20 protein-coding genes and 3 pseudogenes are annotated in these 20903 nt (G+C 60.3%); 17 read left to right on the forward strand and 6 right to left on the reverse strand.

Annotated elements, in window-relative coordinates; all coding sequences use genetic code 11:
- Positions 1-7 precede the first annotated feature (7 nt).
- Positions 8-763, forward strand: coding sequence for a substrate-binding periplasmic protein (locus ACFQAU_RS03985; protein WP_132444931.1), 756 nt, complete (start codon positions 8-10; stop codon positions 761-763).
- Entirely contained in the window at positions 760-1776 is a 1017-nt protein-coding gene (locus ACFQAU_RS03990; protein WP_165935570.1) for a cation efflux transmembrane domain-containing protein, read from the forward strand. Before ACFQAU_RS03985 ends, ACFQAU_RS03990 begins: the two co-directional genes overlap by 4 nt.
- A 133-nt stretch (positions 1777-1909) precedes the next feature.
- On the opposite strand, the pseudogene ACFQAU_RS03995 reads toward ACFQAU_RS03990, so the two are convergent.
- Together ACFQAU_RS03995 and ACFQAU_RS04000 are read right to left on the reverse strand one after the other, a co-directional pair.
- A pseudogene (locus tag ACFQAU_RS03995) lies at positions 1910-2763 on the reverse strand (SDR family oxidoreductase).
- A 315-nt stretch (positions 2764-3078) separates the two neighbouring features.
- Positions 3079-3357: a metal-sensitive transcriptional regulator gene (locus ACFQAU_RS04000; RefSeq protein ID WP_067630970.1), complete on the reverse strand. Its 279-nt coding sequence runs from the start codon at positions 3355-3357 to the stop codon at positions 3079-3081.
- Positions 3358-3555: 198 nt separating this feature from the next.
- On the opposite strand from ACFQAU_RS04000, the pseudogene ACFQAU_RS04005 reads away from it, so the two are divergent.
- The 11 genes and pseudogenes from ACFQAU_RS04005 to ACFQAU_RS04055 all read left to right on the forward strand — a co-directional run bounded on the left by ACFQAU_RS04005 (position 3556) and on the right by ACFQAU_RS04055 (position 12001).
- Positions 3556-4457 (forward strand): annotated as a pseudogene (locus ACFQAU_RS04005) (DUF305 domain-containing protein).
- Positions 4458-4598: 141 nt separating this feature from the next.
- Entirely contained in the window at positions 4599-4979 is a 381-nt protein-coding gene (locus tag ACFQAU_RS04010; protein WP_132444923.1) for a hypothetical protein, read from the forward strand.
- 82 nt (positions 4980-5061) lie between these two features.
- On the forward strand, positions 5062-5352 hold the full coding sequence (locus ACFQAU_RS04015; protein WP_120350362.1) for a hypothetical protein: 291 nt from the start codon (positions 5062-5064) through the stop codon (positions 5350-5352).
- Positions 5352-6815: a TolC family protein gene (locus ACFQAU_RS04020; protein ID WP_132444921.1), complete on the forward strand. Its 1464-nt coding sequence runs from the start codon at positions 5352-5354 to the stop codon at positions 6813-6815. The genes ACFQAU_RS04015 and ACFQAU_RS04020 overlap by 1 nt, the downstream gene beginning before the upstream one ends.
- A gap of 17 nt (positions 6816-6832) precedes the next feature.
- Positions 6833-8191: a multicopper oxidase family protein gene (locus ACFQAU_RS04025; RefSeq protein WP_132444919.1), complete on the forward strand. Its 1359-nt coding sequence runs from the start codon at positions 6833-6835 to the stop codon at positions 8189-8191.
- A gap of 45 nt (positions 8192-8236) precedes the next feature.
- Positions 8237-8971: a copper-binding protein gene (locus ACFQAU_RS04030; RefSeq protein WP_132444917.1), complete on the forward strand. Its 735-nt coding sequence runs from the start codon at positions 8237-8239 to the stop codon at positions 8969-8971.
- Positions 8972-9037: 66 nt separating this feature from the next.
- Positions 9038-9610, forward strand: a complete 573-nt coding sequence (locus ACFQAU_RS04035) for a helix-turn-helix transcriptional regulator (RefSeq protein ID WP_132444915.1) — start codon at positions 9038-9040, stop codon at positions 9608-9610.
- A gap of 40 nt (positions 9611-9650) precedes the next feature.
- A complete protein-coding gene (locus ACFQAU_RS04040) occupies positions 9651-10100 on the forward strand; it encodes an ion channel (protein ID WP_132444913.1) in 450 nt (149 codons plus the stop codon).
- A 181-nt stretch (positions 10101-10281) separates the two neighbouring features.
- The gene (locus ACFQAU_RS04045) at positions 10282-10755 is read left to right on the forward strand and encodes a multicopper oxidase domain-containing protein (protein ID WP_386280702.1); all 474 of its coding nucleotides are present in this window, start codon (positions 10282-10284) and stop codon (positions 10753-10755) included.
- Positions 10752-11579: a multicopper oxidase family protein gene (locus ACFQAU_RS04050; protein WP_386280705.1), complete on the forward strand. Its 828-nt coding sequence runs from the start codon at positions 10752-10754 to the stop codon at positions 11577-11579. The genes ACFQAU_RS04045 and ACFQAU_RS04050 overlap by 4 nt, the downstream gene beginning before the upstream one ends.
- Entirely contained in the window at positions 11576-12001 is a 426-nt protein-coding gene (locus tag ACFQAU_RS04055; protein WP_132444909.1) for a c-type cytochrome, read from the forward strand. The genes ACFQAU_RS04050 and ACFQAU_RS04055 overlap by 4 nt, the downstream gene beginning before the upstream one ends.
- A 101-nt stretch (positions 12002-12102) precedes the next feature.
- On the opposite strand, the gene ACFQAU_RS04060 is transcribed toward ACFQAU_RS04055, so the two are convergent.
- The 3 genes and pseudogenes from ACFQAU_RS04060 to ACFQAU_RS04070 all read right to left on the reverse strand — a co-directional run bounded on the left by ACFQAU_RS04060 (position 12103) and on the right by ACFQAU_RS04070 (position 16714).
- On the reverse strand, positions 12103-13731 hold the full coding sequence (locus ACFQAU_RS04060; RefSeq protein WP_132444907.1) for an alkaline phosphatase family protein: 1629 nt from the start codon (positions 13729-13731) through the stop codon (positions 12103-12105).
- A 75-nt stretch (positions 13732-13806) separates the two neighbouring features.
- Positions 13807-14352 (reverse strand): TAXI family TRAP transporter solute-binding subunit, encoded by a 546-nt coding sequence (locus ACFQAU_RS04065; protein WP_386280709.1) that lies wholly within the window; start codon positions 14350-14352, stop codon positions 13807-13809.
- Between the two features lie 503 nt (positions 14353-14855).
- Positions 14856-16714, reverse strand: a pseudogene (locus ACFQAU_RS04070) (TRAP transporter permease).
- 122 nt (positions 16715-16836) lie between these two features.
- Here ACFQAU_RS04070 and ACFQAU_RS04075 point away from each other — a divergent pair.
- The 4 genes from ACFQAU_RS04075 (at position 16837) to ACFQAU_RS04090 (ending at position 19918) form a co-directional block, all read left to right on the forward strand.
- The gene (locus ACFQAU_RS04075) at positions 16837-17622 is read left to right on the forward strand and encodes an IclR family transcriptional regulator (RefSeq protein WP_132444901.1); all 786 of its coding nucleotides are present in this window, start codon (positions 16837-16839) and stop codon (positions 17620-17622) included.
- 282 nt (positions 17623-17904) lie between these two features.
- Positions 17905-18144, forward strand: a complete 240-nt coding sequence (locus ACFQAU_RS04080) for a hypothetical protein (protein WP_132444899.1) — start codon at positions 17905-17907, stop codon at positions 18142-18144.
- A 4-nt stretch (positions 18145-18148) separates the two neighbouring features.
- Positions 18149-18784 (forward strand): maleylacetoacetate isomerase, encoded by a 636-nt coding sequence (maiA, locus tag ACFQAU_RS04085; RefSeq protein WP_132444897.1) that lies wholly within the window; start codon positions 18149-18151, stop codon positions 18782-18784.
- 264 nt (positions 18785-19048) lie between these two features.
- The gene (locus ACFQAU_RS04090; RefSeq protein ID WP_120350349.1) at positions 19049-19918 is read left to right on the forward strand and encodes a bifunctional allantoicase/(S)-ureidoglycine aminohydrolase; all 870 of its coding nucleotides are present in this window, start codon (positions 19049-19051) and stop codon (positions 19916-19918) included.
- Here the strand turns inward: ACFQAU_RS04090 and bhcR are convergent.
- The gene (gene bhcR, locus ACFQAU_RS04095) at positions 19899-20747 is read right to left on the reverse strand and encodes an HTH-type transcriptional regulator BhcR (protein ID WP_132444895.1); all 849 of its coding nucleotides are present in this window, start codon (positions 20745-20747) and stop codon (positions 19899-19901) included. The genes ACFQAU_RS04090 and bhcR overlap by 20 nt on opposite strands.
- Positions 20748-20903 lie beyond the last annotated feature (156 nt).

A 20903-nucleotide genomic window follows, 5' to 3' on the forward strand; every position in this document is an offset into this window, starting at 1 on the left:
TAAAGAGATGACGCCCCGCAAAGCCACGCCGCACGGTGCCAAAGGCGTGGGAAACCCACTCAACTTTACGACTGCAATGCTCCTCGCGGGGGTGAGCCTGCTTGCCGCCTGCGACGATCTGCGGTTCCCTCGCGATGTGGAAGGAACCCTCGAGACCGTTCTCTCCGACCAAGAAATGACCGTCGCGGTATCGGAAAACCCGCCATGGGTCGTGTTGCCTGACAGTGGCCCGCCACAGGGTGTCGAAGCCGATCTGGCGCGCGCCTTTGCCGAAGAATTGGGGGTCGCCATCGAATGGAAGCCTCTCGGCGCATTCGCGGCGCTGGAGGGGTTGGAAAAGGGCGATATCGACCTCGCCATCGGGAGCTTTGCCCGCAAAGACGTGACCAAGGTGAAAGGTGCTGCGCCAAGCTATACCTATTTCGAAGAAGCCTTTGTCATAGGCAGCCGCACGCCAAACGCCCGGCCCCATGACATCGAAGATCAGCAGGTTTTCGTACCACCCCACCTCCCCCTCGCCGCACTGGTGGCGGAGGAAGGCGGCATTCCGGTAGACCAATGGACCGAGGATCAGACCCTCGCCGCCCTTCCGCATTGGCAACTTGCGGTGAAAGACCTTGCCGCGACCGAAACGACGCTGGACCGGGCGGAACATGTCGTCGCCGTGCAGCAAGGCGAGAACGCTTGGCTGATGAAGATCGAGGATTTCTTCCGGCGCGAGGCCGGGACCATCGGGGCGCGTTTGCGCGCCTATGCACCGTGACCCGTTCCATCCGCACCATGCCCGAGGCGCAAAAGAGGGCGCTCCACCGGGCCCGTTGGTTGGAGGCCATCTGGCTCGTCGTCTTGGCCTCCATCGTGGCCGCGATTTACTTTGCGGTGGGCAGCAGCCAAGCGATGAAAACCGCATGGATCGAAGACCTGCTCAGCTTTGTACCGCCCATCGCCTTTCTCGTGGGGTCATGGATCGAGGGGTGGAAACCGAACCGCCGCTTCCCGCTGGGGTATATCCGTGTCACCTCAATCGCTTATCTGATCAGCGCGGTGGCCCTTGGCGGCGTGGGGATATTTCTCATCGTCGATTCCTCCATCGCCTTGATCAAACAAGAGCACCCTACCATCGGCAGTGTCGAACTCTTTGGTGCCACCATCTGGTTCGGCTGGGTGATGATCGCGGCGCTGGCCTATAGCGTCGTGATGCCGGTCATTTTCGGCCATCTAAAGATGAAGCCCGCCAAGATGTTGCATGACAAGACCCTCTACGCGGACGCCATGATGAACAAGGCGGACTGGATGACGGGGCTTGCCGGGATCGTGGGCATCCTCGGGATCGGGATGGGCTGGTGGTGGGCCGATGCTGTCGCGGCCATCGTGATCGCGTTGGACGTGCTTCACGACGGCTTCAAGCATACCGGCGCGGCGATCCGCGACCTCAGCGATGAGATGCCCCGGACGATCGAAGACAAAGAGTTCGATCCCCTGATCGAAGAGGTTCAAAAGACCTTTGGAGCGCTGCCGTGGGTGCGCGAAAGCCGCCTGCGTCTGCATGAGGAAGGGCGTTTTCTGACCGGCACGATCTACGTCGTGGCCCATGAGAACGGCTGTTCTGCGGAAAGGATCGAGGCGGCGGAGGCAAAGCTGCTGGACCTGCACTGGCGTATCCACGACATCTCGATCATGCCACGGACCAAGATCGAGGCATCGGTCACGATTAAAGGCGTCGATGACGGCACTTTGCCTTTGCGATCCGGGGCGCGGCGGCATCCAGTGGGCTGAGTACGATTTCTGTGAAAGAGGCTGAACTGAGCCGCAGGCCGGCTCAGTTGTCTTTCCACTGGGTGCGCTGAAACGCCCCCGGTATCACCCCGCACGGCAACTGCCATACTGTGCGGGGCATAAGGCAACTGGTCTATCCCCCAACCAGCGTGCCGCCGTTCGGGTGCAACACCTGCCCGCTCATATAGGACGAATCCTCGCAGGCGAGAAACAGCAGGGAGGGCGCGACCTCATTCGGCTGACCGGGGCGGCCAAGGGGGCGTTCTGGCCAAACTCCTCAACTTTATCGGCGGGGAAGGACGCCGGGATCAGGGGCGTCCGGATCGGCCCCGGTGCCACACCATTGACCAAAATACCCTCGGGCGCGAGCTTGCTTGCCATGGCGCGCAAGAAAGACAGGATCGCCCCTTTGGTCGAAGCATAGTCGATCAGCAAATCCTGCCCTTTATAGGCGGTGATCGAGGTGACACAGATGATCCGCGCGCCCTTTTTCAGGTGCGGCAACGTCGCCTGCGTCATCAAGATCATGCCAATGATATTGGTGCGGAACGTGCGCTCAATCTGGGCTTCTTCGATATCCTCAAGGCGCTCCTGCGCGTGCTGTTCGCCGGCGTCATTGACCAGAATGTCGATCTTGCCGAAGGTCTCCATCGTGCGGCGCACGGCATCTTTGCAAAAGTCTTTCTGGCCGACATCGCCCTCCAGCAACAGCGCCCGGCGGCCCTCGGCCTCGACCAACTGTTTGGTCTCTTCGGCATCACGGCTTTCGTTGCGGTAAACGATGGCGACATCCGCTCCCTCGCGCGCATAGAGAAGCGCCGTGGCCCGTCCGATCCCGCTGTCCCCCCCGGTGATAAGCGCAACCTTATCCTTGAGCCGATCCGAGCCGGGGTAGCGCGGCGTGTACTCGGGCGCAGGGTCCATCTTATGTTCCTGACCGGGCTGGCTCTGCGGGCTGTCGAGGGCATCAAAATTCTGATCTGTCATGGCGCATTCCTAACAGTTGCGGCCCCGAAAAGCGGGGCGTTCAAAAAAACTAGGGCTACAGAGGGCCAATGTTCGCCCCGTGGCTAGGGTTTCACCACGGGGCAGAGATGAGAGAAAACTTGCGCATCATGAACACCTGTCTCAGGTGCCAATCGGGAGGCTGCGCCTCTACCGCGTGCCGTCTTTGGCACATGCCTGACTTTCGCCGCGTAGCTTGCCGGTCGCCATGCGGTTTGCGCATCACATTCGCGGCCAACCCCGCGGGTCTCGCGTCTAGGATATTAAGCGCAAACCGCCCACCTCCAAAACGAACCCCTAGTCGCGTGCCTTTTCCAGCAAGGCGACCAATTCACGGAACTTCTGGCGCTGCTCTTCGCGGTCGCCCGATAGGATCGCCTCTTCCATACAGTGGTTGGCGTGATCCTCGATCACCAATCGCTCGACCGCGCGCAGTGCCGAGCGGACGGCGGCGGTTTGCACCAGCACGTCCACGCAATAGCGCCCCTCATCGACCATCCGTGTGACGCCGCGCAACTGCCCTTCCAGCCGCGCCAGTCGCTTAAGGATCGCTGCCTTGTTCTGCTTTGCTTCCACGTTTGGTGCCTCCACCTATCGGAACTAAGACGACCGTGGCCAGTTAACATACCATAGGGGGTATCTAGGGCCGCCTCATTCGCACTTTGCCGGCGCGTTGCAAGGCCCGCATTGGCTTTGGCGATCATAGCCCCCCATGCCCTTGATTGCCACGGTGCGCGCCGCAATCGCGCAGAAATTTGAAAGAGGAGACACCCCATGTCCTACTGGCGTTTCGCCGCAATGATCGCGACTTCGACCATCGTGATGTTTGGCCTGATGTACCTGAACACCTACGCATTTGAGCATGTCTTTTTCAGCGAAACGCGGACCTATATGGCGCTGCTGATGGGGGCTGTGATGGCGGTCATCATGCTAAGCTTCATGTTGTCGATGTATTCCAACAAGGCCATCAACATCGCCATCTATATCGGCTCCATCGCGGTCTTCGCCCTGACCCTTTGGCTGGTGCGCAGCCAAGTTACCGTGGGCGATACCAGCTATATGCGCGCCATGATCCCGCACCATTCGATCGCCATTATGACCTCTGAACGGGCAGAGCTTTCGGACCCGCGCGTGCGCAAGATGGCCGATGGCATCATCGCCGCACAGCGCAAAGAGATCGCCGAGATGCGCAGCCTGATCGCCGACATCGAAGAGAACGGCGACGCGGTTGATCCGGAACTGGGCGAGGCCGAAAGCCAGCCCGAAGTCGGTACGGTGGACGACGCGCTATCCTCCGCAGAGGTCGCAAAAGTCGACCCGGCGGGGCTGACCCCTGAGGATATCAAAAGCCTGCTTGGCAGCGCCGCCACCTGTGAGTTTGGCCGCACCAACGAAGGCGACCCAAGCCTTGTGATGGCGGGCAACGCCGGGGGCATCAAACTCTCGGGCACCTTGATCGAATTGCAATCCGATGAGGCCATTGACCAAGCCGCGCTTGCCGATGGCGCCCGTTTCACCGCCGATGGCGTTGACGTGACCGTCACCCCCTTGCCGGGGCGGATTGGACCGATACCGAAAGCAACCTGCGCCGCTCGGAAGCCGAGATGAAATTCCATCTCGACCGCGGGCTGACCGTTGGCTACCGCGGGTTCCTGGACTGCACGAACGAGATGTGACCCTCGCCAAGGGGGCCTGCCGAACCGGGTGGGCCTCCCTTCGACTTTCGCGGCTTTGATGCAAAGGCCGAAGATTTAATTGCAATCCTTCCAGCGCTGGACGCGTTGACAGGCATCGCGACTTACGACACTGCTAAGGCCATGCGTGCTCTGGCAAACATATCAAACCTCTGCCGCACCCTACTGGGTGTGGTTCTGGCCTGTGGTTTGCTGCTGCTTCCGCCCTCTTCGGTTCATGCCGAAAGCGGAATGCACGAAAGCGCGCAGGCGGCGCATCACGCGGGCCACCAGATGACCGCAGCGTCAGACCTGCAACAGGATGTTGCGGCGCTACCTGATCTGACAGACATACCAGAGAGTTTCGAAGGCGAGCCTTGCTGTGGTGGCATCTGTCTGACGGCAGCGCTGACCACTTCGCAGGACGCCAAGATGACGGCCGTGCGATCCGTTGAATATACCAGCGTGTCCCACTCTGTCGCCTCTGGCCAGCCCACGGGCCAATTGCGTCCGCCTCGAGCCTGAGTTGATCCCGGCCCCCTGACGGCCTTTGCATCCGCGGTTTCGAGCCGCGGGTAAGATCACCTCTTTCTCAGGCAAAATACCAATGAAATTACCACTGATCGCAGGGACGCTGTCCCTGACCCTTGGCGCCTGCGCCACGGCGCTCCCGCCTCTTCCTGATGTCACTGCCGCCTATGTGCAGCAGCCCACGCCTCTGCCCCAAGTCGCCGCGATGACCGCCGCCGACAACAGCGCACGTGGCAGTGCTGCCACCGCCGAGGAACAGCCCTTTTCAGGCTACCGTCGTCGCGGTGTCGTCGAACCGCTCGATTGGCGGCGACTGAATGCGGAACAGGCCCCCAAGCCGGGCGCAATGCAAGGGATGAACCACTGATGCGTTGGAAATTGAAAACCGCCGCCGTCATTACGCCTCTGATCTTGGGCGCCTGCACGGCCCCGGTGCTGCCGGTAAATTACTCGGCCCGCGATGCCGGTTTTGCCGCCGTTGAGGCGCGCACCTCCAAGGCCATCGGCAAGCGCACCGTCTGGGCTCAGTCGCAGGCCGAGACCGTCGCGGCCTCCAAACAGGTCCGCGCCATGGTGCAGGGCAAGACGATCAGTGCTGAAACCGCGGTGCAGGTCGCGCTTTTGAACAACAAAGGGCTTCAGGCATCCTATGCGCAGATCGGCCTTTCGGCGGCCGAAGCATGGCAACAGTCCACGCCAGAAAACCCTGTCGTTTCCATTGGTCTTTTAGGCATCGGTGCGCCCGAGGTCGGGCTGTACCGCGCCTTGGAGAGCATGATCGCCGTTAACCTTCTGGACGCCCGCACCCGCAAACAGCGCATCGCCGCTGCCGAGGCCGAGTTCCAGCACGCGCAGATGCAAGCCGTCAGCGACACGCTGGCGCTGGCCAATGAAACGCGCGAGGCTTGGGTCAATGCGGTCGCGGCCTTTGAAACGGTCAGCTATCTGAAACGCGCGGCCGTCACCACCGATGCGGCGGCGGAACTGGCGCAGCAGCTGGGCAAGACCGGCGCGCTTAACAAAGCCGCGCAGGCCCGAGAGCAGGCGTTCAACGCCGAAATGGCGGGCCAATTGGCACAGGCGCGGCTGGACGCGCAATTGGCCAAGGAGCAACTGACCCGGCTTATGGGCCTTTGGGGGCAGGACGTGGCCTATTACGTGCCCGATGCCCTGCCGCGTGTGCCGAACACGGTCAGCAGCCACCGGGGCATCGAACGGCTGGCACTGGCCAATCGGGTTGATCTGGAAGTCGCGCGGCTTGGCCTTGCCGCCACGGCCAAAGCCTATGGCCTGACCGATGCCACCCGGACCCTGACCGATTTGGAAGTCATCGCCGGAGCCGAGATCGAGCGTGAAGAAGAGAACGGGGAGATTGAGACCAGCGTGTCACCGCAGGTCGAGTTTGAGTTCGTGATCCCAATCTTCGACAGCGGCAAAGCGCGGCTGCGCAAGGCCGAGCTGAGCTATCTTCAGGCGGCCAATGTGCTGGCCGAGCAGGCTGTGAACGTCCGCTCCGAAGCGCGGGCGGCGGCCACGGCCTACCGATCAAGCCACCAGATCGCGCGGCACTACTCAGACGTCGTGCTGCCCCTGCGCCGCACAATCGACGAGGAAGCACTGCTCAGCAACAACGGCATGATCACCAGCACATTCGATCTGCTGAACGACGCCCGCGAGAAGATCGCGAGCCAGCTCGAAGCAGCCAGCGCCAAGCGTGAATTCTGGCTGGCCTCGGCTGGTCTGACTGCCGCGATCTACGGCGGTGGCAGCGGCGGCGGTGGCGCCGGTGGAGAAACCCAAATCGCCGCCGGTGGCGGCGCCGGACATTGAGACAAGGAAGCAACCACATGATCAACAGACGTCAACTTCTGGGGGCCGGTGCTGCGGGTGCAACGCTCGTGTCCTCCAAAGCATGGGGCCAGACCATGAACATGGGCCTGCCCGAAGCCGCGGTGATGGACAGCGCGCTGACCCAAGCCCCGACCCGTCCCACCAGCGGGCCGGATTATAACCCCGTGGTCACGCTTAACGGCTGGACCCTACCCCACCGGATGAACAACGGCGTCAAGGAATTCCACCTTGTTGCCGAACCGGTGGAACGTGAACTGGCCGACGGAATGGTCGCGCGGCTTTGGGGCTACAACGGCCAATCCACTGGCCCGACCATCGAAGCCGTCGAGGGCGACCGGGTGCGCATCTACGTCACCAACCGCCTGCCCGAGCATACGACGATCCATTGGCACGGTCTGATCCTGCCCTCGGGCATGGACGGTGTCGGCGGGCTCAGCCATCCCGGCATTCCGCCGGGCAAGACCTTTGTCTATGAGTTCGATCTGACCAAATCCGGCACCTTCATGTACCACCCTCACGGCGATGAGATGGTGCAGATGGCGATGGGCATGATGGGCATGTTCGTGGTCCACCCCAAGGATCCCGATTTCATGCGCGTCGATCGGGACTTCCTGATCATGCTGAACGCTTTTGATATTGATCCGGGCACCTACATACCCCGCATCATGACGATGACGGATTTCAACCTGTGGACTTGGAACAGCCGCATCTTCCCCGACATTGACCCGCTGGTGGTCAATCAAGGGGACAAGGTGCGCGTGCGCGTCGGCAACCTGACGATGACCAACCACCCGATCCACATGCACGGCTATGACTTCAAGGTTACCTGCACCGATGGCGGCTGGGTGCCAGAATCGGCGCAATGGCCCGAGGTCTCCATCGACATCCCTGTGGGTGCCATGCGCGCCTATGAGTTCGTGGCCGACCATCTGGGCGACTGGGCGATCCATTGCCACAAGTCGCACCACACGATGAACGCCATGGGCCACGACGTGCCGACGCTGATCGGCACCAGCAGTTCGAACATGACACGTCAGGTCCGCCGCGTGCAGCCCGAGTTTATGCCCATGGGCACGGCGGGCATGGCGGATATGGGCGAAATGTCGATGCCCCTGCCCGACAACACCGTGTCGATGATGGCCGGTTGGGGGCCACATGGCCCGCTAGAAATGGGCGGCATGTTCTCGGTCGTGAAGGTGCGCCAAGGCATCGACGCGGACGACTACGAAGATCCCGGCTGGTACGAAAACCCGCCGGGCACCGAGGCGTATGAATGGACGGGCGAACTGCCAGACTTTGCGCAGAACCACAGCCCAAAAACCCAAATCACGCCGAAACCAACCTCCGAGGGCTAAGCGGCCCTCGGACCACAATGACAACCAACCCATACAGGAAACACCATGAACAAACTTCTTCTTTCGACCGCCCTCAGCCTTCTCATCACCGCCCCTGCCTTTGCCGCGGGCACCCATGACGGCGGTCATGACGATGATGGCCACGGCGACATGCACGAAGAGATGGCCATCGGCATGCCTGGCAAGGCCGAGGCGGTCGATCGCACCATCGACGTGACCATGCGCGAAACCGACGATGGCGAGATGATCTTTGAGCCCGCCGAGTTCGACATCAAGAAGGGCGAGACGATCCGCTTTGCCGTCACCAACAAAGGCGAGATCGAGCATGAGTTCGTGATCGACACGATGGAAGGCAACGCCAAGCACAAGGAAGCCATGGCCAAGATGGACATGGAGCATGACGACCCGAATTCGGTCCGTCTCGACTCCGGCATGGAGGGCGAGGTGATCTGGACCTTCGCCAACGAAGGCTCCTTCGAGTTCGCCTGCCTGATCCCCGGCCACTACGAATCCGGCATGCATGGCCCGATCACCGTGGCGCAGTCTGATGAGGCGCCAGAAGCGCCCGCGGTCTACTCCACCGGCAAGATCAAAAAGGTCGACACGAAGGGCAAGAAGGTCACCATCATCCACGGCCCGTTGGAAAACCTCGACATGCCGTCGATGACCATGGTGTTCAAAGCCGATGAGACGCTGATCGCCAATATGAAGGAAGGCCAGAACATCGAATTCGTGGCCGACCGTGTGAAAGGCAAGCTGACCGTCACAGCGATGAAGTAAGCGCCGACAGCAGGGCCGGCGAACGGGCTGGCCCTGCTCTTTCCCCAAAAAATGGCAGTTCGAGCAATGAGAACGCGTGGAACCATCGCCCTTTGGGCCATCGCTGCACTACAGGCAATTGTGGCAATCTTCTTTTCCGTCTGCTTCTTGCTGGACGCTGTCGGACTGGAGCCTGAATTTCTGATCTGGCAGAGCCATGAGTATCAACAGACCGTGCTGGCCATCGGGTTGAACCTCGGCGTGGCGCTTGGCTGGATCGCCCTCAGGACAAGTCTGCAACGTGCGCGGCTCGCCGAAGAGAAGATGCGCCGATGCACCTCGGAGTTTTCGATGGTGATGACGCAACATTTCACGGATTGGCGTCTGACCCCCGCCGAGCGGGATGTAGCGGTCTTTCTGGTAAAGGGCCTGAGCACCCGCGACATTGCGGACCTGCGCGGCACCTCTGAAGGGACGATCAAGGCGCAGACAAACGCGATTTATCGCAAGGCTGCCGTCACCGGACGCACGCAGTTGCTGAGCACGTTCATTGAGGATTTGATGGATGACGCATTGATGCCCGCAGAGGCCCTGCAAACTGCGGCTGTGAAGGGCTCAGCGATAGGCCCTGCAACCAGATCAAACGCCGCCCCGGCGTAATCGCTTGAGGAAACGCCCCCGCAAAACAGGTTGCCCCTTCATGATCCAAGCAATGCTTCTATCCGTTCTGGTCGTCAGCATCTGCACGGCGATCCACTATCTCGTGCTCAAACGGGTTTCCGATACCATCGCGCAGCGCAAAAGTGCTGCGCATGGCCAGAACCTTGGCTTGGCAGTCGGCGCAATCACAATCGCGCATGTCATCGAGGCTTTCATCTATACGCTGTTCTTCCTTTGGGCCGTGCAGGGTTTGCAAATCGGCGCGCTGAACGGATCCGTCCCGGCGGGCAAGCCCACCACGATGATGGATTATTTCTATTTCTCGCTGGTCAACTTCACCACCTTGGGGCGCGGCGACTTGACCCCCGTGGGGCACCTGCGCTTCATCACCGGGATAGAGGCATTTCACGGCTTTCTCATGATTACGGCGTCAGGCAGCTTCGTGCTGCAGGTCATGGCGGGACGCGCGCCCCTGTCTGACAAGGGGTGACCCAAATGGTTCGGCCCATTCTCCTTCCCGATAGAGAGCGCATAGGCGGTCCACCTCCACCCCGTCACCGACACCGACAGTTGGAATTGGCCCCGGCAGGACATACCTACATGCCTTGGACATCGGCGCGCGCCGTCCCCCGTGGCAGCATCAACCGCAATTCATTCCGATAAGGCATGACATGAACAGAAGACAATTCCTCGCCAGCGTTTCCGCCGCCGCGGTTCTGCCCCTTCCGGGCTTTGCTGGCCAGACGCCACTGAAGCTGAAGGCCGAAACGGTAAGCCAGCAAATCCTTCCCGAAGGCGAAGGCACCACCGCAATGCTGGGGTTCAACGGCTCGATGCCGGGACCTGAGATCAGGCTTAAACGGGGTGCGCGGGCATCGATTGAGGTCGAGAACGGGCTTGAAGAGGGCACCGCCGTTCACTGGCACGGCATCCGGCTGGAAAACCGGATGGACGGCGTCCCGGTGCTGACGCAAGACCTGATCAACCCCGGTGACAGCAAGACCTACAGCTTCGTGCCGCCCGATGCGGGGACCTATTGGTATCATTCGCACTATATCTCGCAAGAGCAGGTGGCGCGCGGCTTGATGGGGCCGCTGATCGTCGAAGACGACGCCCCCTCGATCTGGATCATGACATCACCGTGATCCTGTCCGATTGGATCATCGACGAAGATGGCAGCCTTGTTGATGAATTCACCGACATGCACAGCGTCGCCCATGCGGGCTATATGGGCAATTTCGCCCGCGGCTTCCTATCGCGAAGCGAGGTGCGGCAAGGTGATCGCATCCGCCTGCGGCTGATCAATACGGCGACGAATCGTATTTTCCCCCTAAGCATCTCTGGCGTTTCTGGTTCGGTTGTCGCCCTGGACGGCATGGCACTGCGCCAACCCCGCGCGGCCTCTGACCTCGTTCTGGCGCCGGCCCAGCGGGCCGACCTGATCGTCGATGTCACCGGCCCGGTCGGCTTTGACATGCCCACGCGACAGGAACCTTACCGTCTGGCCGAATTGTCCATCTCTGGCAAAAATACGGATCGGCAATCGGGGCCTCTGCCGACCTTGGCGGCACCGGACCTCCCCGCACCGGGTGCCCCCTCCCAGCACCTGACGCTGACCATGATGGGCGGTGCCATGGGCGGGCGGCACGGCGGTGCCAATATCTGGTCCTTCAACGATGTCTCGGACCTGCCACAGGACCCCTTTGCCGCCATAGAACGCGGCGAAACGGTGCGGATCACCTTGGTTAATGATACCGCCTTTCCGCATGGCATCCATCTGCATGGCCATCATTTCTATGAACTTGCCGCCGATGATAGCCTTGGTGATCTGCGCGATACGACCTTGGTGGCGGCAGGTGAAAGCCGGGATGTGCTTTGCGTTTTTGACAATCCGGGCCGCTGGCTGATCCACTGCCATATGCTAAGCCATGCCATCGGAGGGATGCGAACATGGGTAGAGGTCACATGATCCGATATTCACTGCTTGCCCTTGTCTGGGCGACCACGGCGCAGGCGGGCCACGAGCTTGAGGGCCGCGACATCGATGCGGGTCGCACGCTCTATGCCGAGACCTGCGCGGCCTGTCATGGCGCCAACCTCGAAGGCCAGCCTGACTGGCGGACACCGGATGAGGGCGGCATTCTGCCAGCACCCCCTCATGATGCCACAGGCCATACCTGGCACCACGACAATGCCCTGCTCTTTGAATATACCAAGCGCGGCGGCAGCGCCGCATTGGCCGCGCGCGGGATTGATGATTTCGCCAGCGGAATGCCCGCCTTTGAAGGGGTTCTGTCGGACGCGGACATCTGGGACATTCTCGCCTACATCCGATCGACTTGGCCGCCCCGCGAACAGGCCGCTCAGGCAGGTCGCAACCGGCCACATTGAGGCCCCAGCCTCAGAACGCCAGCTCCAGCAGTGGCGTTAATGGCCCAGACCAAGTGCGCATGCCACAGAACTTCGCGGTGCTATGGCATGCGCAGCCGCCCCTACCTCTTGGGCTTCTCGCCTGCCGCTGCAAAGGCAGCTTCAAGGTCGGCCTCCGTCGGAAAGCCGATCAGCACACCCGCCCGCGCTTCGTTGAGGTCGATCCCGCGCCGTTCAATTTCAGCGTCGGACATCGTGGTGCGCTGGCTGATGCGGCGGGTCCATTGAAAGAACAGGTTTTGCAGCCGTTCGCATTCTTGCGCGGAATGCGGATCATCGCCCAGATCGTTGAACTCATCCGGATCAGCCTGCAAATCGAACAGCATCGGGCGGAAGCCTTCGGCAAAGACGTATTTCCAACGTCCATCAAAAAGCATCGTCAGTTTGGCCTCGGCAACGCTCACGCCCAAACGACGGCGGGCTTGCCGGAAAGAGTAGTCATATTCGGAGATGACAAAATCGCGCAAGGAGTCCGCCTTGCCCTGCATGAGCGGACGCAGGGACTTGCCCTCGATGATATGCGGAACGGCGGCCCCATCGAAATAGTCGAGGATGGTCGGCACCACATCAATCGCTTCGACCAGCGCGTCTGACACCGTGCCGCGTGTGGCATCCGCCTCTTTGCTGGGGTCGACAACGATCAGGGGAATGCGTGCCGAAGGGTCGTGAAACAACTCCTTCTCGCCAAGCCAGTGATCGCCCAGATAGTCGCCATGATCCGAGGTGAAGACGATCATCGTCTCATCGGTCAAACCCTTGGCGTCCAGAAACGCCATGAGTTCGCCCATCTGATCGTCGATCTGTTTGATCAACCCCATATAGGCGCCGATCACCTTGGTCCGGGTGATGTCACTGGTAAAGGCTTTAGACACCCGCTCTTCCATGAAGGCACCAAACACCGGATGCGGGTCCGTTTGTTCCGCGTCGCTGCGCAGCACCGGCTGATGGGTCTCTGGCGGGTACATATCGTGGTAGGGTTCCGGCACGATATAGGGCCAATGCGGTTTGATATAGCTAAGATGCAGGCACCATGGCGTGTCGCCCGCCTCTTGAATGAAGTCCATCGAACGGCGGGTGATATAGGGGGTCTCACTCTCTTCATCCGAGGCGCGGGCCTTGGCGTCCGAATTGTCGAGGAACCAGCCGCTCAGGATGTTGCCGTCTGCATCCTCGCCACTGTTGGCGACGCTCTCCCAAGGATTTTCATCCTCCCAGCCGCGGTCTTTCATGTAGTCATCATAGGCTTTGTTGCGCTTGCCGTAACTGGTGCTTGGGTGCAGCCCGTCGTCGCGCTCATAAGGCTCGAAACCACATTCAGACACCAAAGCGCCGATGGTGCTGTCGGGGGCCAAACCGAGGCGTTTCATCCCTTCGGCATCGGCGCTCATATGGGTCTTGCCGCAGAGTGCCGTGCGCACGCCCAGGGGGCGCAAATGGTCGCCCAGGGTCATCTCGCCCACTTTCAGCGGTACGTTGTTCCACATCGATCCATGCGAACTGACGTAGCGGCCCGTGTAGAAGGACATGCGCGATGGGCCGCAGATCGTCGACTGCACATAGGCGCGATCAAACCGCACGCCGCGTTTGGCCAAAGCGTCAATATGCGGCGTATCAAGCCCCGGATGCCCTGCGCAGGACAGGTAATCCCATCGCAGTTGATCACACATGATGAAGAGTACGTTTTTTGTCATGATGGCGTCCGGGTCCGAGGTGTATTTAAGCTATAGCAGAGGGGACCGGGGCTGGGCGCGCCCCGGTCCTTGAGGTTAGGCTTTCGCCGCGTCGGGGATCTCAACCCCCAGTTCGGTCAAGGCACGCAAAGCGCCGGGGTGCAGCAGCAGGTTGATGTCTTGCACAGCGCCCGCTGGCGTGATTGCCCGCAGCCAAGGTGCACTTTCGCCCGCCTCTTTGACACCGTCGTAGAAGGCTTTGGTCATCTGATAGATCATCTCCTCGTCCGCGTCCTTGTTGGTTACGATCCCAACGATTACGCCCAGTGTCGTGACATCCCCCTCATTGGCCTGATTGTCGCCATAGATGCCCGCAGGCAGCGTGGCCGCGCTGAAGCCCGGGCGGCCAACAAGCGCCTGAACGCCTTCGGTTTCAAGCGTATCGGCAGGAATACCAAGGAAGCGGATCTTGTTGGTCACCGCGATTTGGGTCAGCGCAGGACTGGGCGCGTTGGTCGGGTTGCAGTACACGTCGAGGTTGCCGTCTTGGAAAGCCGCCGCCGCCGCATCCCAGCCGAGCTTGACGGCTTCGTAATCGGTGCCTTCTTCCAGCCCGGCCACGGCTTTGAACAGGCGCGCCATGGTGGTGTAGGCCGCGCCGCCGGGGGGCCAAGGAAGACGCGCTTGCCAGCGATCTGATCCATCGACGTGATGCCGGAGGAATCGTAAACCGCGATGTGATAGACCCCCATCGGGAAGTTCAGCACGGTGCGCAGGTTGTTGACCAGTTCAGGCGCCTGTTCGATCTTTTCATACATGGCCGCCTGACGGCGCATCAGCGCGTGAATGACGGGCGAAGACATGCAAAAATCGCTGCGTCCCATCGCCACTTCCAGCACATGGCGCGTGGCCGCGCCGGTCGCGTTCAACTGAATTTCATAATCCGGCAGCGCGCCGTTCACGATGCTCGCGAAGGTGGTCATCACGAGGTTCGGACTGGTGCCCGGCCCCAGCGTCGACATGCGCAGAATATCTTTCGCAAAAGCCCCGCCCGGCAAAGCGGCAAGCGCGGCGGCACCTGTGGCGGTGCCTAAAAAACCGCGGCGTGAGAATGTTGGGTTGGTCATGGGTTGTCCTCCTCTGGATTATGAAACTTCGGGTGTCATAAACGCCCCGAACCGAACGGCGGACCAAAGCGCCACGGTGGCTGCCACGGCAATCCACGACACCAGCGGTCCGAAAAACAAAAGGGCAAAGGCAATCCCGAGGCCCAAGGGCGCATAGCCCGCCTTGCCTTTCGCCGGGTAGCAGGCGCGCGAGATATGCAGCACCGCCAAAGTAACGAACAGGATTGACTGCGCGGATTGTGCCAGCGGGTAGCCCGTCCCAAGCAGCATGGCCGGCTGGTAGATAAAGGCGAAAGGGATCACGAAACCGGGCATTGCCAGTCGTGACGCCTCGATCGCCGTGCGCATGGCCCCTGCCCTCGCGATGGGTGCCGCGGCAAAGGCCGCAAGCGCCACAGGCGGGGTCACCGCAGAGAGCACGCCGAAATAGAGCACGAACATATGCGTGTGAATGATCGGCACGCCGAGCCGTTGCAGCGCTGGCCCCATGACCAACACGATGATCAGATAGGCAGGCACGGTGGGCATCCCCATGCCCAAAAGCAGACAGGCCACGGCCATCAGCAACAGCGAAATCGCCAACTGCCCATCCGCATAACTTGCCACCAACGACGCGAACCGCAGGCCGACGCCGGTCAGGTTCAAAATACCGATGATGATACCAACCGCGCCCACGATCACCACAAGCTGGGCCGAGATCAGGCCCGCCGAGCGAATGAACCTGACCCACGACGATAGATCGGTCAAAAGGCCCGGCTTGATCGCGAAACCCAGCACGACGGCAAAGGCCACGCCGATAAAGCCTGCATAGGCCGGAGAAGAGCCGCCGACCATGGCAACGACGATGGCCGTCAGCGACAGCATAAAGACAATGATCTGCGCAAGCTCACGCCAAACGAAACTGGGCTTTGGCTGTTCGGAAACGTCCAGATCCATGCTCCGCGCCGCACTTGAGGTCGCCATGAACAACCCAACGTAATAAAGGATCGCCGGAACGGCGGCCGCCGCGCAGATGGTCAGATAGGGCTCACCGGTGACATCGGCCATGATAAAGGCCACGGCCCCCATGATGGGCGGCGTGATCTGCCCCCGCTTGAGGCCGCGGCTTCGACCGCTCCGGCAAAATGCGCTTTGAACCCGCGTTTCTTGATCAGCGGTATCGTAATGACGCCGGTGCCGACGACATTGGCCACCGCGCTGCCGGAAATCGTGCCGAACAATCCGCTGGCAATGGTCGCCGCCGCCGCTGGCCCCGAACGGACCCGCCCGGTCGCCGCAAGCGCCAGCTTTACCAGCACCCGGTCGATCGTGAGAAACTCAAGGAAAGCGCCGAAAATAATAAAGATTAGGATGGTCGAGACGACCGTCGCCATGGGGCGGCCAAACACACCGTCAAAGGAATACCATAGAACTTGGATCAACTCTTCTGAGGTCATGCCCGCATGGCGCATGAACCCCGGCGCATATTGCCCAAAGGCCCCATAAAGCAGCACAAGGGCCGCCACGCTTGCCATGACCATGCCAACAGACCGGCGCGTAAGTTCGATCACGGCGATCAGCCCCAAAGTGCCCAGCCAAATGTCGGTGGAGGTCAGGAAATACAGCCCGGTTTCGATCTCTGCCGCTGCGCGAAAGTATTGAAAGACCGAGACCCCCAATAGTGCCGCCGTAAGCAGGGCCAAAGGTTTTTCAGCGCCAGTTTGGCCGCGTTCCATCTGGGTCAACAGGATCAACAACCCTCCGACCAGCAGCATCCCGACGCGCAGATAGGACTCGCTGAACACGCCAAAGACGGAAACGTAGAAAACGACGGCGATGATCAGTCCCGATAGCGCAAGGTTCAATCCGGTCACGGATTTTGAAAGCAGGTTTTGCATCGGTCCTCATCCCCCTAAATGCGGCACCCCGGCAAAGACCTCCTCCGCCCCTGCCGTGATTGCGCAAAAACTAGACAGCGAAGGGGTAACGGTCCAACATGGATTTCACTAGGTGGAACGCTATGACGAAATTAAATCGCTCCGTTGAACGCGGGCTCAACATCCTCGAAGTTATCTCCAGCAATGGCGTGTGTTCCTTGGCCTTTCTGGCCGAGCGCACCGGCTTGCCCAAGCCGACAATCCTGCGCATCTGCGCCACATTGGTCCAACAGCGCTGGCTGACCCAAAGCAGAAGTGACAGCCGCTACAGGGTCGGATCCCGTTTCCCGCGGGTGAATTCCCGCCCTACGTCGATAGACACGCTGGTCGAAGCAGGTGCCTCTGCGATCCTTTCCCTTTCTGATGCCACGGGACTTGGCGTGGACCTTGCCGCGCCCATCGGCAATGGCCGGGTCGAGATTGTGGATACGACGCGGACCTTTTCCACCCACGGTATCTTTCCCGATTGCATCGGCTACAGGCCCTCGCCTTTCCGCTCTGCACTGGGGTGCGCTTTTCTGGCGGCACTGGAGCCTGAGCAGGAGGCAGAATATTCCGCCCGTTTGGCCGTCCACACCACCCGCAAAGACCGCGCCGCCGCTTTGGCGCTGCCAGCAAAGTTGCGCGAGGTGCGCGCGCAGGGTTTCGCCATCCGAGAGGACGGCTATTGGGGGCGTGCGGTGGATTACGGCGGCATTCCAAGCGCGATTGCGGTCGCCATAGGGTCACAGGGTCATGCTGTCGGCGCGGTTAGCCTGATTTGGCTGGCCGAACAGCATAGCGTCGCCGCCATCGCCAAAGCGCATTTGAAAAAACTGACCGAGACGGCAGAGGAAATCGGCAAGCTCTACGCGGCCAACGTCGGTTAATTTCGTTGACCCGTCGTTCAGAGCTCGTCCGTTTGTTCATCTAAAGCGTCCTGCAACCGGGTTGTGCGCGGCCAATACGGACAGTCTGTAGGGGAGGAAGTCCGACAGGTTGAAGTCATCCGATGCCATCCGGAACGGCCCTCCCGCGATCGTTGCACCTGGAATTTTCTTGACGGATTGTCCCACGGCTCCCTATTAGTTGCAATTGTAACGATTCTGAAACGGCGGTTCTGGCATGGTTTATGGCCGACGCATGAAGGATCGAGGGGAGGGGAAAGATTGATGACTGGCACTGACAAAAACGGGCTCAATCCGGCCAGAGGGGACAGGCCCAGCTGTATGCCCGGTGGCGACTATTTCGAGCCCAAAGCGCTCCCCGATGCCCTGCCTCAAGTCATGAGCACGGTGCTCAAAGTTGTGCATACCCAGCCTTCCAGAAAAGAGACACAGCCTCAGGATGGTTACATCGACTGCTGGGCGGATATGGAAATAAACTTGGTCGGCACGCCGGGTAATGAATAACGCGATGCTTACGCTGTATTCCTACTGGCGCTCGACCACATCTTACCGCGTGCGGATAGCGCTGAATCTCAAGGGCCTGCCCTATCGGGTGGTTCCGGTGGACCTCGTGGCCGGGGACCAACGCAGCCCAGACTATGTGGCCAAGAACCCCATCAAGGGGGTGCCAACCTTGCTTCTTGAAGACGGGCGGGCGTTGACCCAATCGCTGGCAATCATGGCCTATCTGAACGAGATCGCGCCAGACCCTGCCCTTTTGCCCGAGCCTGCGTTTGAGCGGGCTCAGGTACTGGCCGCCGCTCAGTTGATCGCGACGGACATTCATCCGATCAACAACCTCAAGGTGGTCAGCCACCTGAAAACCCATCACGGACTGACCGCGGATGAAGGAACAGCATGGATGCGCCATTGGATGACTGAAGGGCTGCACGCCTATCAAGCGCTGCTGCCGGACGGCCCGAAATTCAGCTTTGCCGATCAACCGCTGCTTTGCGACCTTTGCCTTATCCCGCAGCTTTACAACGCCCACCGGTGGGGCGTTGAGATGACACCCTTCGCGCGGCTGCTTGAGATCGAACAGCAGGCCCTGCGCCTCCCGGCCTTTGACGCCGCACGCCCCGAAAATCAGCCGGACGCCAATTGAAGGGCAGCTCATGCCTTCATGGGCTGAAAGCGGCAATACCGCCGGGACTGATGCTGCGTGTCTCAATGGACGTCCGGGGCGACACCTCGAACGCCTCTGGCGATCTTGAAAACAGGCGGACATCTAACCTGAAGCAATCGACATTGGCCCTATCACGCCTATTTTCAAATCTCACCGAATAGAGTTGTCGTCACTTTGCTGGTGGTCGCCCCCTAGCCGCATCGAATACCCTCGCATAAACAGTCTTTTTCTTCCGGAGCATCCATGAGCACCAAATATTTCGCGCCACACGGGGGACATCCCGGGCAAGAGCAGCTTCTCACTGATCGCGCAGTTTTCAAGGATGCCTATGCGGTCATCCCAAAAGGTACGATGCGGGATATCGTCACCAGCTTTTTGCCTTTTTGGGAGGATACGCGCCTGTGGGTCATCGCGCGCCCGATGAGCGGCTTCGCCGAGACATTTTCGCAATACATCATGGAGGTACAGCCCGGAGGCGGTTCTGAAAAGGCTGAATTGGATCCGGAAGCCGAGGGCGTATTATTCGTTGTGGAAGGCGCGGCCACTTTGCGTGTCGGGGGCGAGACTTACGAGCTGAGCCCGGGCGGTTACGCATACCTGCCCCCGTCGAGCGCCTGGACCCTGCGAAACGAGGGCGATGAAGTCTTGCGCTTCCATTGGGTGCGCAAGGCATATGAGGCCGTCGAAGGGTTGGATATGCCCGATGTGTTGGTCCTGAACGAAAACGACATCGAACCGACGCCCATGCCGGGCACAGATGGCAAATGGTCGACGACCCGCTTTGTCGACCCATCCGACCTGCGCCACGACATGCATGTCACGATTGTGACATTCGAACCGGGCGGCGTCATTCCCTTTCTTGAGACACATGTGATGGAGCACGGGCTCTATGTGTTGGAGGGCAAAGCCGTTTACAATCTAAACAATGATTGGGTCGAGGTCGAGGCTGGCGATTACATGTGGCTCCGCGCTTTTTGCCCCCAGGCATGCTATGCGGGTGGCCCGGGGCGGTTCCGGTACCTGCTTTACAAGGACGTAAATCGCCATATGGCGCTCCGTCCCGGCGCCGCGTCATACCCTCAACATCAGCGCCTCAAGGCTGCGGCCGAGTAACGCTGCCCCCGATTGCGAAGCTCAATTGGTGAGCCGCCTTGATGACGGGGCGGCTCAATTCTTCGACCTCGGACGCGCCGACCCTGCTGGTTGGCCCGGATATCGAAATTCCCGCGACAGCTTCGCCATTCACGTCGAATACCGGCGCCGCGATACAGCGCATGCCTTCGTTTCTCTCTTCATTATCAACTGAAAAGCCGCTTTCCCGAATGGCTTCGAGATTCTGGCGCAGGGCCGTCGGATCGATGATCGTATGTGCGGTAAACCGCGTCATCTGCCCCTTCAAGAGTAGTTTGTCCAAACGCTCAGGATCCATATATGCGAGCAACGCCTTGCCAATGCCGGATGCATGCATCGGAGAAAGGCTGCCGGGCGGGAAAAAGGCGCGGATGTTCGCATGTGTCTCCACTTGGCTCAGAAACAGGACCGCCTCTTCTTTTCCGACGCCGATATTAGCTGTTTCACCGGTCGTTTCCATCAGCTTTCGCATGATGGGTCGCGCTCGATCGACAAGACTTGTGCGCCGAAGGAAACGCGCGCCGATCACAAACGCGCGCGGACCAATGTACCAAACCTGCTCTTCGTGATCGAATTCGACCAGCCCCCTGCCCTCAAGGGTTACAAGGATACGGTAGACGGTCGCTGGCGATTGGCGCATCTCATCTGCCAACTTAGAGAGCGGCTTGCCCTGCGCTTCGCTGAGATACTCGAACACCTCCATGGCCCGGTCGAGCGATTTGATCGTGTTTTGCGCGGTCTTGTCCGTCCAGCCACGGGGCCTTCCGCGTGCTTTCCGACCAGTTCCTGAACCATTGTCTTGAGATTCCATAAGAACCCTTCGTTTCTATGTGAAAGCCGAAATCACCATGTGAAAAATATAACGCACTGACAACATTCATCTTTACGCATGAACCCAAAAACTGAAACCCTATTTCAAAAAAATATCGGTTCGCGCTGGTTCCGTCTATTGTGAAGCCAACAACGG

Origin of the sequence: Sulfitobacter profundi, assembly GCF_042661425.1 — a bacterium.
Taxonomy (GTDB): Bacteria; Pseudomonadota; Alphaproteobacteria; order Rhodobacterales; family Rhodobacteraceae; genus Sulfitobacter; species Sulfitobacter profundi.